The organism is Streptomyces sp. (genome assembly GCF_035644915.1).
GTDB lineage: Bacteria > Actinomycetota > Actinomycetes > Streptomycetales > Streptomycetaceae > Streptomyces.
Map to the genome: position 1 here is coordinate 1 of NZ_DASQNP010000223.1, position 11620 is coordinate 11620.

10 protein-coding genes and 1 pseudogene are annotated in these 11620 nt (G+C 72.3%); 6 read left to right on the plus strand and 5 right to left on the minus strand.

From position 1 onward, the window contains the following. Positions 1–229 precede the first annotated feature (229 nt). The 3 genes from VE546_RS24215 to VE546_RS24225 all read left to right on the plus strand — a co-directional run bounded on the left by VE546_RS24215 (position 230) and on the right by VE546_RS24225 (position 4060). Positions 230–1291, plus strand: coding sequence for a fatty acid desaturase family protein (locus VE546_RS24215; protein ID WP_414720564.1), 1062 nt, complete (start codon positions 230–232; stop codon positions 1289–1291). A gap of 868 nt (positions 1292–2159) precedes the next feature. Further along, on the plus strand, positions 2160–3389 hold the full coding sequence (locus VE546_RS24220) for a sensor histidine kinase (RefSeq protein ID WP_324925855.1): 1230 nt from the start codon (positions 2160–2162) through the stop codon (positions 3387–3389). Continuing rightward, the gene (locus VE546_RS24225) at positions 3386–4060 is read left to right on the plus strand and encodes a response regulator transcription factor (protein ID WP_324925857.1); all 675 of its coding nucleotides are present in this window, start codon (positions 3386–3388) and stop codon (positions 4058–4060) included. The genes VE546_RS24220 and VE546_RS24225 overlap by 4 nt, the downstream gene beginning before the upstream one ends. Before the next feature lie 162 nt (positions 4061–4222). Here the strand turns inward: VE546_RS24225 and VE546_RS28045 are convergent, their stop codons facing one another. Further along, positions 4223–4552 (minus strand): hypothetical protein, encoded by a 330-nt coding sequence (locus VE546_RS28045; RefSeq protein WP_414720566.1) that lies wholly within the window; start codon positions 4550–4552, stop codon positions 4223–4225. Positions 4553–4608: 56 nt separating this feature from the next. Between VE546_RS28045 and VE546_RS24235 the strand changes: the two are divergent. Continuing rightward, positions 4609–4732 (plus strand): annotated as a pseudogene (locus tag VE546_RS24235) (IS110 family transposase); the annotation flags it as partial. Between the two features lie 62 nt (positions 4733–4794). Continuing rightward, complete coding sequence (locus VE546_RS24240) at positions 4795–5337, plus strand: GNAT family N-acetyltransferase (RefSeq protein ID WP_324925859.1); 543 nt, start codon at positions 4795–4797, stop codon at positions 5335–5337. Here VE546_RS24240 and VE546_RS24245 read toward each other — a convergent pair. From VE546_RS24245 to VE546_RS24260, 4 genes are all read right to left on the minus strand, one after another. After that, a protein-coding gene (locus VE546_RS24245) for an IS5 family transposase (RefSeq protein ID WP_414720565.1) occupies positions 5321–6195 on the minus strand; the annotation gives its coding sequence in 2 pieces (ribosomal slippage) (positions 5321–5826 and positions 5826–6195; 876 coding nt in all). The two genes, VE546_RS24240 and VE546_RS24245, sit on opposite strands and share 17 nt — an antisense overlap. A 363-nt stretch (positions 6196–6558) precedes the next feature. Beyond that, the gene (locus tag VE546_RS24250; RefSeq protein WP_324925863.1) at positions 6559–7797 is read right to left on the minus strand and encodes a hypothetical protein; all 1239 of its coding nucleotides are present in this window, start codon (positions 7795–7797) and stop codon (positions 6559–6561) included. Between the two features lie 370 nt (positions 7798–8167). After that, positions 8168–9412, minus strand: a complete 1245-nt coding sequence (locus VE546_RS24255; RefSeq protein WP_324925864.1) for a DUF2201 family putative metallopeptidase — start codon at positions 9410–9412, stop codon at positions 8168–8170. Further along, positions 9376–10818: a MoxR family ATPase gene (locus tag VE546_RS24260; RefSeq protein WP_324925866.1), complete on the minus strand. Its 1443-nt coding sequence runs from the start codon at positions 10816–10818 to the stop codon at positions 9376–9378. Before VE546_RS24260 ends, VE546_RS24255 begins: the two co-directional genes overlap by 37 nt. Before the next feature lie 381 nt (positions 10819–11199). Between VE546_RS24260 and VE546_RS24265 the strand changes: the two genes are divergently transcribed. Further along, on the plus strand, positions 11200–11620 hold a 421-nt coding region (locus VE546_RS24265), incomplete at its 3' end, for a LacI family DNA-binding transcriptional regulator (protein ID WP_324925868.1).

Here is an 11620-nt window from a genome sequence, read left to right on the forward strand (position 1 = left end):
ACCGCCGTATCACCGCGGTCCGGGGCCGCCGCGGCACGGACCTTCGCCTCCGCACAACGACCCGCCGGTGGGCCGCCGGCCCAGCTCCGTCCACAGACCGCGGCCGGCCCATCCCGCCCCTTCGTCACCGACGACGCGAAGCACCTCAAAGAGCCGGACGAAACCGGGCACCACGACACCCCGCACCGCACCGACACCATCCACCGAACACCGGAGTGCAACCATGTCCATGGCCGACGAAACCACTCTGCCGCGTCCCGCGAAGACCACCGCGAGGCAATCCGCACCGGATACGGGCAGCGAATTCACGCCCCTGCTGCGCCACATCAGGGAACAGGGGCTACTTGATCGGCGCACCGGCTGGTACGCACGCACCATGGTGACCAACGCGCTCAGCCTGGCCGCCGTCGTCACCGGCATGGCACTCATCGGCGATTCGTGGTGGGTACTCGCCCTCGCCCCCGTCCTCGCCGTCCTGTGTGCCCGCACCGCGTTCATCGGCCACGACGCGGGCCACGCCCAGATCAGCGGCAACCGGGCCACGAACCGCCGCATCGGGCTCGTCCACGGCAACCTGCTGCTCGGCATGAGCTACGCGTGGTGGAACGACAAGCACAACCGCCACCACGCCAACCCCAACCACATCGACAAGGACCCGGACGTCGCCGCCGACGTCCTCGTCTTCACCAGCAAGCAGGCCGCCACCCGCACGGGCTTCCGCGGCTGGCTCACCCGCCACCAGGCCTGGCTCTTCTTCCCCCTCACCCTCCTCGAAGGCCTCGCCCTGAAGCTCTACGGCTTCCAGGACCTGCGCCGCCGGACCGGCCGCGAGCGCCTGGTGGAGGGCGCGCTCCTCATCGCCCACGTCGCCGGGTACCTCACCCTGCTCCTGACGACCATGCCACTCGCGCATGCACTCGTCTTCGCCGTACTCCACCAGGCCCTGTTCGGGCTGCACCTGGGCATGGCCTTCGCGCCCAATCACAAGGGGATGGAGATGCCCGACCCCGACGGCGAGAAGTGGGGCCACCTGCGCCGCCAGGTCCTCACGTCCCGCAACATCAGGGGCGGCGTCCTCACCGACTGGTTCCTCGGCGGCCTCAACTACCAGATCGAGCACCACCTGTTCCCCAGCATGCCCCGCCCCCACCTGAAGCTCGCCCAGCCCATGGTGAAGGCCCACTGCCGCGATCTCGGCATCCCCTACACGGAGACCGGTCTCATCGACTCCTACCGCCAGGTCCTGCGGCACATGCACGACGTGGGAGAGCCGCTCCGTGCCGACACCTGATGAGCAGGCGAGCCGGTGCTGCTCCGGAACCGGCCGGCAAGCGCAGGCGTCGCGTTGACGCGTTCCCCGGCGGCCGGTTCGCGGAGTTGCCGATGCCGGCCCTACGCCGGCGCACCCCGGAACGCAACGTACTCATACACGGGTGTTCGTGCTCACCGGAGTGCGCCCGCCTCAAGAACACGGAGAGGACGACCAGGATGGAGACACCGGCCCGGCCCCGCAGCGCTGATCCCCATGCGCTTCGTTCCCGGAGACCGGGCCACCGGTGCAGCGGCGGCCGGCCTCGGCAAGATCCCCGCCACCCGGTACGCGACGGCCGCGATCCTGTCCGAGACCGCTTGGACGGGGCTGTACGTGTCGCCCGGCCACGGCGGGGGCAGCGCGGCTCCGCATCCGCTCGTCGCGGTATGTCCGGCACCGTCGATCGGACGCACCGTGGGATTCGCGGGGTTCCTGCTCCGGCGACCGGCATGACGCACAGCCGCGTTCCGCCGCCGTCCGTCATGCCGGAATTCAGCCCGCTTCCGCCACCTGCGGTCCACAGGCAACCCCTCCTCCGAGCATGGGCGGCACCGCCGGGCTGCACGCCGGGGCGCACGCGTGGGCGATGCGGGCCCCGGGCGACTGGATCACGGCCGTGCCCCACCTGGAATTCAGTCGCCCCGGTCACGGTGCCGGCCCCGTCCCGAAGGCGTTCGGCGCACACCGGCCCACGGCCCGGAGTGCGTCCGGGCACAGCGGTTGCTCCGCGCCCGGCCTGGGCAGCCCGGCGAACCCCGCCGCCGGAACCGGTGACTACGGTTGCGCCGAGTCCGCCCGACAGCCGCGCGTGTCCTGACGCCGTCCCGCCGCACCTAAGCTGGGCCCCATGACCTCAGCGGAGGAGGAACGCCCGCGTGCGCTGCTCGCCGACGCCTCGCGTCGGTGGGTACGGCTGCTGCCGTGGGGCGTGGCGTTCGTGCTGTGCGTCGCCCTGCTGCCCACCACCATCCATGTGCTCAGCGCCGACTACGGCCTGAACAGCGGCGTGGCGAGCGCACTGGCCGTCGCGCAGACGGCACCGCTGCTGCTCGCCGTCGTCCGCCCGCTGCGGGCCTGGTACGTGATCTTCGCCGCGGACGTGGCCGGGGCGCTCGTCCTGCTCGCTGCCGACTTCGAGGAGCGGCTCTTGTGGCCGTTCCCGGCCATGGAGATCGTCGGATACGTCGGCCTCTGCCTCGCCCTCGGCCTGCGCGAATCGCGCCGGACGCTTCTGCTGGTGTGGCTGGCGACGGCGGGCGCGGGCGTCGGCCTGGAGTTCGTCGTGCCCCACGGCACGAGCGGCAACAGCACACTGCTCATCGTGCTCAGCGGCGTCACACTCGTGCTCGGCGGTGCGCTCCGCGAGCGGTACGAGGCGCAGCGCAGGCTGGCCGAGCAGGAGACGATCAGCGAGGCCGAGCGCAGCCGGCGGACGCTGCTGGAGGAACGCGCCCGCATCGCGCGCGAGCTGCACGACGTGGTGGCGCACCACATGTCCGTCATCACGGTGCAGGCGGACACCGCGGCGTACCGCCTCCACGGGCTGCCGCCGCACGTGCAGGAGGAGTTCACGTCCATCGCGGCGACCGCACGCGAGTCGCTCGGGGAGATGCGACGGCTCCTCGGCGTGCTGCGGAACGAGGAGGCGCACGGCGAGCTCGCGCCCCAGCCGGGCCTGACGCGGATCGGGCAGCTCGTGGAGGCGACGGTGAGGGCGGGCGTGCCGGTGGAGTTCACCCCCTGCGACGCCGACGTGCCCGAGGTGGTGGGCCTCTCCGCGTACCGCATCGTCCAGGAGGCCCTCGCGAACGTCGTGCGGCACGCGCCGGGCGCCCCGACGCAGGTGGTGGTGTCGGAGGACGGGGAGCGGCTCACCGTCCTCGTCGTCAACGGGCCGCCGCCCGAGCCGCCCGCCGCGCCGCTCGAAGAGGGCCGCACCGGGCACGGCCTGGTCGGCATGCGCGAGCGGGTGCGGCTGGTGGGCGGCGAGCTGGACACCGGGCCGCTGCCGGACGGCGGCTTCCGGGTGGCGGCGCGGTTGCCGGTGACAGGGAACGACAGCGAAGGAGCGGCATGACGATCCGGGTCATCGTCGTCGACGACCAGGCCATGGTGCGGGCCGGCTTCGCCGCGCTGCTGGCCGCCCAGAGCGACATCGACGTGGTGGGCGAGGCCCCTGACGGTGCGCAGGGCGTCGAGCTGAGCCGGCGCACCCATCCCGACGTCGTGCTGATGGATGTCCGCATGCCCGAGATGGACGGCCTCGAGGCCGCGCGCCGCCTCCTCGCGCCCCCGCCGGGCGTGACGCACCGGCCGCGCGTCCTGATGCTCACCACGTTCGACGTCGACGACTACGTCTACGAGGCGCTGCGGGCGGGCGCGAGCGGCTTCCTGCTGAAGGACGCGCCGCCGACCGACCTCATCGCGGCGGTACGCGTCGTGGCCTCGGGCGACGCGCTGCTCGCCCCCTCCGTGACGCGCCGCCTCATCGCGGACTTCGCCCGGCAGCGTCCCGCCGCCCGGGGCAAGCCCGCGCTGCGGCTCAAGGACCTGACGGAACGCGAAACCGAGGTCCTCACCCTGGTGGCCCGCGGCCGGTCCAACGCGGAGATAGCGGAGACGCTGGTGCTGGCCGAGCAGACGGTGAAGACGCACGTGAGCCGCGTCCTGACCAAGCTCGGTCTGCGCGACCGCGCCCAGGCGGTGGTCTTCGCGTACGAATCGGGGCTGGTGACCGCGGGCGAATAGGACGGCCCCCTTTCCCGGACACGTCGCCATCGGAGGCGGAGGGGCTGCGGCCACTGGTGCTCGCACAGTGCCGGTGCCGGCGTCCCTTGAGCCTCGTCGGGCGGGTTGCGGTCTCGTGGTGGGGGAGTGGCTCCCTCCACGTCCCGAGGCCGCCGTGTCGTGTCAAGCCGCTTGAGTGTGTTCCTTGATGCTCCCGGCCTTGTTGCGGCCGGTCCGTTCGAGGACCTTGAAGATCTGACGGCAGACGGCGGACTTGAGGTACCGCTGCGCGTCACGAGCGATCTTCTCCTCGGTGATCCCGCGGGAGACGTATATGCCCTCGTGGTGGGGTCGATCCGCGCGCGGATCGGGGTGATGGCGTGCACGGCCCGGCTGAGCTGCTGGTCTCCGCTGCGGTTGAGCCGGTGCCGGTTGGTGAGCCCGGAAGAAGCGGGGGATCGGCGAGATGCCGGCGAAGGACGCTGCGGTGATCGCGGACGCCGCACGCGCCATGCCGCACACCCCGCGCTCGCTGGAACCGGCCGACGGGATCACCTGTGGTCATCCGGTCCCCGGCCCGCTCGCTCGCGGCCGTCCACGGACGACGACGCGCGCCGGAAGTCCGGATCCAGGCTCTGACGGAGGCTCGGCCTCTCCCCGGTCCCGACGTCGATGCCCGGCGTCGGCGTTAGGGCGTGCATCGAAAGTGCCTGGTGAGGATGGCGGAGAGGCCATGTGTGACCCAGAATGATTGGATGGTCACGCTTGAGACTCCCCGCTTGATCCTGCGTCGCTGGCGCGAGGAAGACGTTGCGCCCATGGCTGCCATCAATGCCGACCCCGAGGTCATGCGGTGGATCCGTGACGGCAGCGTCCGTGACGAACAGCAGACTCGCGGCGGGATCCAGGCATGGGAGAGCGAGTGGGAGTCACAGGGCTTCGGCCTGTTCGCCGTGGAGATCCGGTCCACTGGCGAGCTGGCCGGGTTCACCGGCCTTTCGGTGCCAGACTTCTTGCCGGAGGTACTGCCGGCGGTTGAGGTCGGCTGGCGGCTGGGACGTTCCCACTGGGGGCAGGGCTTGGCCACCGAGGCCGCTGCGGCCGCTGTACGGTTCGGGTTCGAAGAGCGAGGGCTGGAGCGGATCGTCAGCATCACTCAAGTGGGCAACGACGCCTCCGAACGGATCATGACCAAACTGGGGATGCATCCGGTCCGTGAGACCGTCAATCCCACCTGTGGTCGGCGAGTACGGGTGTTCGAGTTGTCGTCGGACCAGTACGTCACGACCACTCGTTGATGGCGGCAACGAGGACGGTAGCTTCGTAGCGGACCGCGAGTTTGTCGTACCTGGTGGCCACGGCTCGATGTCTCTTGAGGCGATTGATGCCGCACTCGACCGCGTGCCGGGCCTTGTGATCCTCTGGGGCGAACGTCGGTGACCGGCCACCGCTGGAGCCGCGCTTCCTGCGGTTGCGGACCTGGTCGGCCTTGTCCGGAATGGTGCAGCGGATACCGCGACGCCGCAGGCAGGCGCGGTTGGTGCGGGACGCGTACGCCTTGTCCGTCCGCACCCGTCGCGGGCGCACGCGGGGCCTGCCGCACCCCAGTCGGGGCACCCGGATGCGGCCCAGCACGACCTCGAACTGCGGAGAATCCCCGCGCTGCCCGGCCGTGACCACGATGGACATGGGCTTCTGCCTCTGTTCGACGGCCAGGTGCAGCTTGGTGGTAAGACCGCCGCGGGAGCGTCCTGGCCCATGGTCGTCCGGCTCGCAGGCGACACCGCCAGGCGGTTCCTGTTGGAACTCCTCTTTTTACGCGCACCGGCGGCGTGCTGGTGGGCGCGCAGGATCGTGGAATCTACGTTGAGGTCCCAGGTGATCAGCTCCTTGGCATCCGCCCGGGCCTGCAACACGGCGAAGATCCGATGCCAGGTGCCGTCCCGCTGCCATCGACGGAACAGGTCGTACACCCGACCCCAGGGTCCGTACGCGGCGGGCATGTCCCGCCACGGGACACTGGTGCGGACCCGGAACCGTATGCCGTCGATCAGCTGTCGCCGGGCCCACGTCAGCGGGCGGCCGGGCTTCTTGCCCCTCGGCAACAACGGCTCCAGCACCGCCCATTGTTCGTCCGCCAGGTCTCCACGTGCCACGAACCGAGATCATCCCACGACCAAGATCTGCTTTCGATACACGCCCTAGGACCGTCGCCGTCCTGCTGGTCGCCGTCGGGCCGTATCGCCGAATGCCGGTGGTGGCAAGGCAGGCAACCGGCAACCGAAGATCCCCGACAGAGTCGCTCAGTGTGTCATCACCTGCGAGATCACGGTAACCGATGGTTCCTTTGCTCCGGGGTCGTCTGGGCGAGCTGATGCGGACCGTGCCGTCCCTTTCCCCCGCTGACGGTCCCTTCGGTCCTTCTCCCGCCGCCCGGTGGGTGCGGGCCCGTCCGGAGCACGGGAGCCGGCGGGCCGAGCGGGAACCGGGCGTTGGGCCCCGCTCGGCCCGCCGGTGTCTCAGCACCAACCGTTGACCGGTCCGTTGACTCCTGTCCAGACGTAGGCGTCGCTGACCCAGGTGCCGTCGGTCAGCCTGTTCCACAGGTTCGTGGTGCCGTAGCGGCCGGTGTGCGAGGTGCCGTAGGCGGAACAGGCGATGCCGACCGTGGCGCCGTCCGCCACCGTGCCCTGGGCCGTGTGACCGGCGCCGGGCCCGGAGCGCTTGTTGACGTATGTGCCGTCGTTGGCGTCGACCACGGCCTGGGTGAGCCCCAGCGCGCCGTGGTTGTAGAGGGTCCCTCCGGCGTACACCCGCCGGCTGCCGTGCATCGCCGACCCCTGGTAGGCGGCGGAGCCGTTGTAGAGCACCCACTTGCCCAGGTTGTGGCCCGCGATCGGAATGTACGAGCCGTTCTGGATCAGGCCGAAGTGGACGTGGCGGCCGTAGGCGGCACCGCCGCAGGTGACGTCCGTGCCCGTGTGACCGAGGAAGGCGCCGGTGTCCACCCAGCCACCGTTGGTGTTGATGTTGCTCCACAGGTGGTAGTAGTCCGTGGCGTAGCCGCGGTCGTGGACGACCCTGATCCAACCCTGACACATGGTGTAGGCCGTGCCCTGCCGGGCCGCGCGCACCACCTCGTCGCCGCCGGCGAAGTCCAGGGAGCTCCACGGCGCCGCGCTGCCGCTCCAGCCGTGGGGACCGCTGGTCATGACCGTGTTGGCGCCGACGGTCGTGGGCAGCGCCATGCCCGTGCGGTAGTCACCGGCGCCGTACACGGTGACGTCGCCGTCGGCGCCGGGGGCCCCGCGGCCGAGGGTGTCCTTCTGCTTGCCGTCCCGCTGGGCGAAGAGGGGCTTCTCCTGGGCCTTCACGACGGGGGAGCGCTTCGACAGCTCGGCGAACCCCTCCTCGCCCTCGAATGCCACACGCCACGTGCCGCGTTCGCGTTCGGCGAGGAACAGCCACCCCTGGGGCATCCGGTCCGATCCCGGTTCGGTGGCCAGCACGGCCGTGCCGAAGGCCCAGCCGTCGGCGCTGCGGGTGATGTCGACGCGCGGTGTGTCGCGGGCGGCGGCACCGATCGCGGTGCGGCCGTGTTCCAGCAGGTGCTCGGTCACGGCGGCCGCAGGGGTGGCGGCCGGCCGGTCCGCGGCGGCGGCGCCCGCCGGGGCGGTCAGCGCCAGCGCCCCGGCCAGCATCGCCAGGACACTGCTGGTGGCGGTCCATCGGGTTCTCGGTCTTCTCCGGCCGAACATGGGGCCTCCTGGGGTGTCGAGGCGCCGCTTGTGACAGCACCCCGATTTGAATGTACGCCGTCAAAATAGAGGTGGGTGGGTCCGGCGCCAAGTACGCCTCGACGCAGGGCCCTTCGCCCGGGGGCGCGGAGGGGCACCACGGCCGGGAAGGCCCGGTGGCCGGGCCGTCAGCACGGCGTCGGGCCGTGGGCCGCGAGGACCTCGGTGATCGGCTGGTGGAAGGCGGTGCCGCCGGAGGCGCGGTTCCCGCTGCCGCCCGGGATCAGGCCGAGGGCCGTGGTGCCGGAGAAGGCGGGCCCTCCGGTGTCGCCCGCCCCGGTGCGGATGTCGGTTTGGACCGGGCCGCAGACGACGTCGCCACCGCGCTTCCTCAGCCGATGGTGACGACACGCGCCCAGGGCGGTGGGGCATCCGGGACGTGGTCGGGGTTCTCCTCGTCCACGGCGCGAGCGGGACGGGGGAAGAGACCGACGACGGTGCGGCAGGGCGGCTGCGCGGAGGGCCACGGCGTCTGGCCGTCCGTCAAGGCGACGATCACGTCCGGGCGGGGCCGGGAGCGGAGCGCCCGGGCGAAACCGGAGCGCAGATCCGTTCCCCCGCCGCCGATCAGCTCGATGCTCTCGGCGCGGCAGAGCGGGACGGCGACCCCGGCCGCCGCGTCACAGGAGATCACCGAGACCAGGTCGCGCCGCCCGCCCACCGCCCGCGAGATCGCCGCCACCTCCAGCAATGCGCTGCCCAGCTCGGCGTCGCTCACCGACCCGGAGGTGTCGATCACGACGCAGACCCGGGGCGGCGTACGGCGCAGGCTCGGCAACAGCACCCCGGGGACACCGGCCGAGCGCCGGGACGGGCGCCGGTAACTGTGGTCCTCGCCCACCCCCGGCGCACCCACCGCCGAGCGGACCGCCGCCCCCAGCAACTGCCGCCACGGTTGCGGCGGGTGGAATGCCTCGTCCGCCCATCGGCGCCACCCGTCCGGCGCGTCGCCCGGTCGGCCCTTGATTCCCTCCGCGACCCGGAAGCGGACCGCGTCCCGCTGCTGTCTGCTCAGCCCGTGCGCCCCGTCGGGCCCCAGCTCCCACGGCCGGTCCTGTCCGTCGGCTCCACTGCCGCAGTCCAGCCAGGCCAGGTCCGCGGCGAGCCCTGCCGTCGACGCCGTCCGCAGGTACTCCTCCATCAGCAGTCCGTCGGGCAGCCGCAACAGCGACGGCAGCACCGCACCGGCGGGCAGGGGCAGGCCATCACCGTAGATGTCGTCGTTGACCTCGAGGTCGGCGGCGATGTTCCGCCGCAGCCTCTCCCGGTCTTCGGCCGGGGGGATCCCCGTCTCGCTCCGCTCACCCGGCCGGTGCTCCCGGTGCTCCCGCGCGTACCTCTCGCTCCGCCCATGGTGGTCCCGGAGCAGATGGGAGACCTCGTGCACCCAGACGCCCGCCAGTTCCTCCACCGGGGTGCGGGTCACGAAGCCGGGGGAGACGTAGCAGCGCCAGTGGGCGTCCACCGCCATTGTCGGCACCGACTGGTCCTCCACCACGTGCAGTGCGAAGAGCGCGTCGGCCAGGTAGGGACGGACCTTCACCGCGTGCAGTCGGGCGGCCAGCAACTTCTCCATGTCCAGCGGGAGTCCGGTCCGGCCGGCCGGCGGCCTCGGCACGGTGGCCCGCACCGGGCGCGGCGGTGCGGGGCGGGGCATCGGGCGCTTCGCGGCCCCCGTCGTCGGCGCGTCCCCGTCGCACGCCCGGCGTCGGCCGTCGCTGCCCGCTTCACCGACCGATCCGCCCGCCGGGCGAGACCGACCACCGCGGCCAGCCGCTCCACCGCCTCCGGCACCTCCCAGTCCTCGCGCCGCAGCGCGGCCAGCGCCGTCGCCGGGGCGACCAGCAGGTCCGGGGCACCGGTCTCCAGCGCCCGGACCAGCACCGCCCAGCCCGCCTCCCACCGTTTCCGCTCCGGCCGCGCCCCGACGGCGGCCACCACCGCCTCCAGTGCCGCCTGACGCAGATCGCCCCGCGCCGGCAGCTCGGCGGAGGCCGGATCGGCCAGCAGCGACTCCGGGTCCGGCAGGTCCATCCGATCCAGGTGGGCGAGGAGTTCGAGCCCCGGCCCGTCCCCCACCGCGCCCCGCACCAGCAGCGCCAGCACCTCCCGGGAGACGGAGGCCGCCGTGCCGAAGGCCAGCAGGGTCAACGCGGCCTCCCAGCTCCTGGGCGAGGGCCAGGCACCGCCGCGCCGCGCCTCGGTGCTCGGCAGCCGGTGGATCAGTGTCGGTCGGGCCTTCAGGAAGCCGCAGACCGCGCGCCGGGCGAAAGCCACCGCCTCCGGCAGCCGCTCCGGTGCCAGCCGGGGCAGCTCCGCCCGGGGCCAGACCCCGCCCAGCCCGCGCACCACCACCTCCCGGTCGTGTACCCAGTGCAGATGCACGAACCGGTTGGCCAGTGGCGGGCTCAGCTCCCACCCGTCCGCCGCCGACGCGCGCGGATTGGCGGCGGCCACGATCCGAACCCCCGGCGGCAGTTGCAGCGCACCGACCTTCCGTTCCAGGACGACCCGGAGCAGCGCGGCCTGGACCGCCGGGGTGGCGGTGGAAAGCTCGTCCAGGAAGAGCAGCCCTCGCCCGGCCCGCACGATGTCCACGGCCCACTGCGGTGGTGCCATCGGCACTCCCTGCGCCGCCGGGTCGTCGCCCACGATGGGCAGCCCGGAGAAGTCGGACGGCTCGTGGACGCTGGCGATCACGGTCGTCAGCGGCAGGTCGAGGGAGGTGGCGAGCTGTGTCAGGGCCGCGGTCTTGCCGATGCCCGGCTCGCCCCAGAGCAGCACGGGCAGGTCGGCCGCGACGGCCAGGGTGAGCGCTTCGAGCTGCTCGTCGGGGCGCGGCTCGGTGGTGGTCGTCCGCAGGAGGGCCAGGAGGTCGTCGGCGAGGGCGAGGTGGGTGCCGGTTCCGGACGGGTCGGCGGGGGTGGGTACGGGGGTGTCGGCGGGCGGGACCGGGGTGGGCAGGAGAGGGCTGGAGGACATGGGCATCACCTGGGATGGGGTAGGGGAACGGGACGGTCCGTCCCGGACGTGGTGGGGACGTGCGGCGCGGAACGCGCCGTGCGGAGAAGGGGATTCGATGGGGGACGGCCGGTCAGCGGGTCAGACCGGTGCGGGGTCGGGCCCGGCTGCTCCGCTTGCGGCGCACTGCGGGAGGCGTACGGCGGTCGAGCCGGGGGCGGTGGCCCGCCACATCGACCACAGGACGAGTGCGACACGTTCTTCGGCTGGCGCATTGACAATCCGTGTATGGGATGTCGGAACGTCGAACGGTTGGGTCGCCCGGGTGTGCAGGGCGCTCAGAGAGCGCTTCCATGCAGAACAGGCCGTTGAAGTAGGGTGACGGCGAAGGGAGCGTGAGCAGTGCCAGACCGGGTCACCATGGCGGACGTCGCCCGTGCTGCCGGAGTCTCGTCCGCCACGGTCTCCTACGTCCTGTCCGGCAAGCGGGCGGTGGCTCCCGCGACCCGAGCGGCCGTGGAGGCCGCCATCGCCGAACTGGGGTTCACCGTGAACACGGCGGCTCGCAGTCTGCGCACCGGCCGGTCGAGCCTCGTCGCGCTGATCGTGCCCGACATCGCCAACCCGTTCTTCGCGCAGCTCGCCGCCACGCTCCAGGAAGGGCTGCGGAGCCTCGGCATCCACGTGGTCGTCTGCAACACGCGGGCCCGCCGCGACGAGGAGCGCGCACTGCTGGCCGAGGCGGTGCAGCAGCGTTTCGCCGGTATCGTGATCACGCCGTTCCGGCTGCTGCCGCGGGACATGCGGACGGTCACCGACGCCG

What these genes read in the sequence shown, in the direction of transcription:
- VE546_RS24215 (WP_414720564.1), top strand. Translation starts at nt 230, where the DNA reads ATGGCCGACGAAACCACTCTGCCGCGTCCCGCGAAGACCACCGCGAGG.
- VE546_RS24260 (WP_324925866.1), bottom strand. Translation starts at nt 10,818, where the DNA reads ATGTCCTCCAGCCCTCTCCTGCCCACCCCGGTCCCGCCCGCCGACACC.
- VE546_RS28045 (WP_414720566.1), bottom strand. Translation starts at nt 4,552, where the DNA reads ATGGCGCGTGCGGCGTCCGCGATCACCGCAGCGTCCTTCGCCGGCATC.
- VE546_RS24250 (WP_324925863.1), bottom strand. Translation starts at nt 7,797, where the DNA reads ATGTTCGGCCGGAGAAGACCGAGAACCCGATGGACCGCCACCAGCAGT.
- VE546_RS24240 (WP_324925859.1), top strand. Translation starts at nt 4,795, where the DNA reads ATGGTCACGCTTGAGACTCCCCGCTTGATCCTGCGTCGCTGGCGCGAG.
- VE546_RS24220 (WP_324925855.1), top strand. Translation starts at nt 2,160, where the DNA reads ATGACCTCAGCGGAGGAGGAACGCCCGCGTGCGCTGCTCGCCGACGCC.
- VE546_RS24225 (WP_324925857.1), top strand. Translation starts at nt 3,386, where the DNA reads ATGACGATCCGGGTCATCGTCGTCGACGACCAGGCCATGGTGCGGGCC.
- VE546_RS24255 (WP_324925864.1), bottom strand. Translation starts at nt 9,412, where the DNA reads ATGGAGAAGTTGCTGGCCGCCCGACTGCACGCGGTGAAGGTCCGTCCC.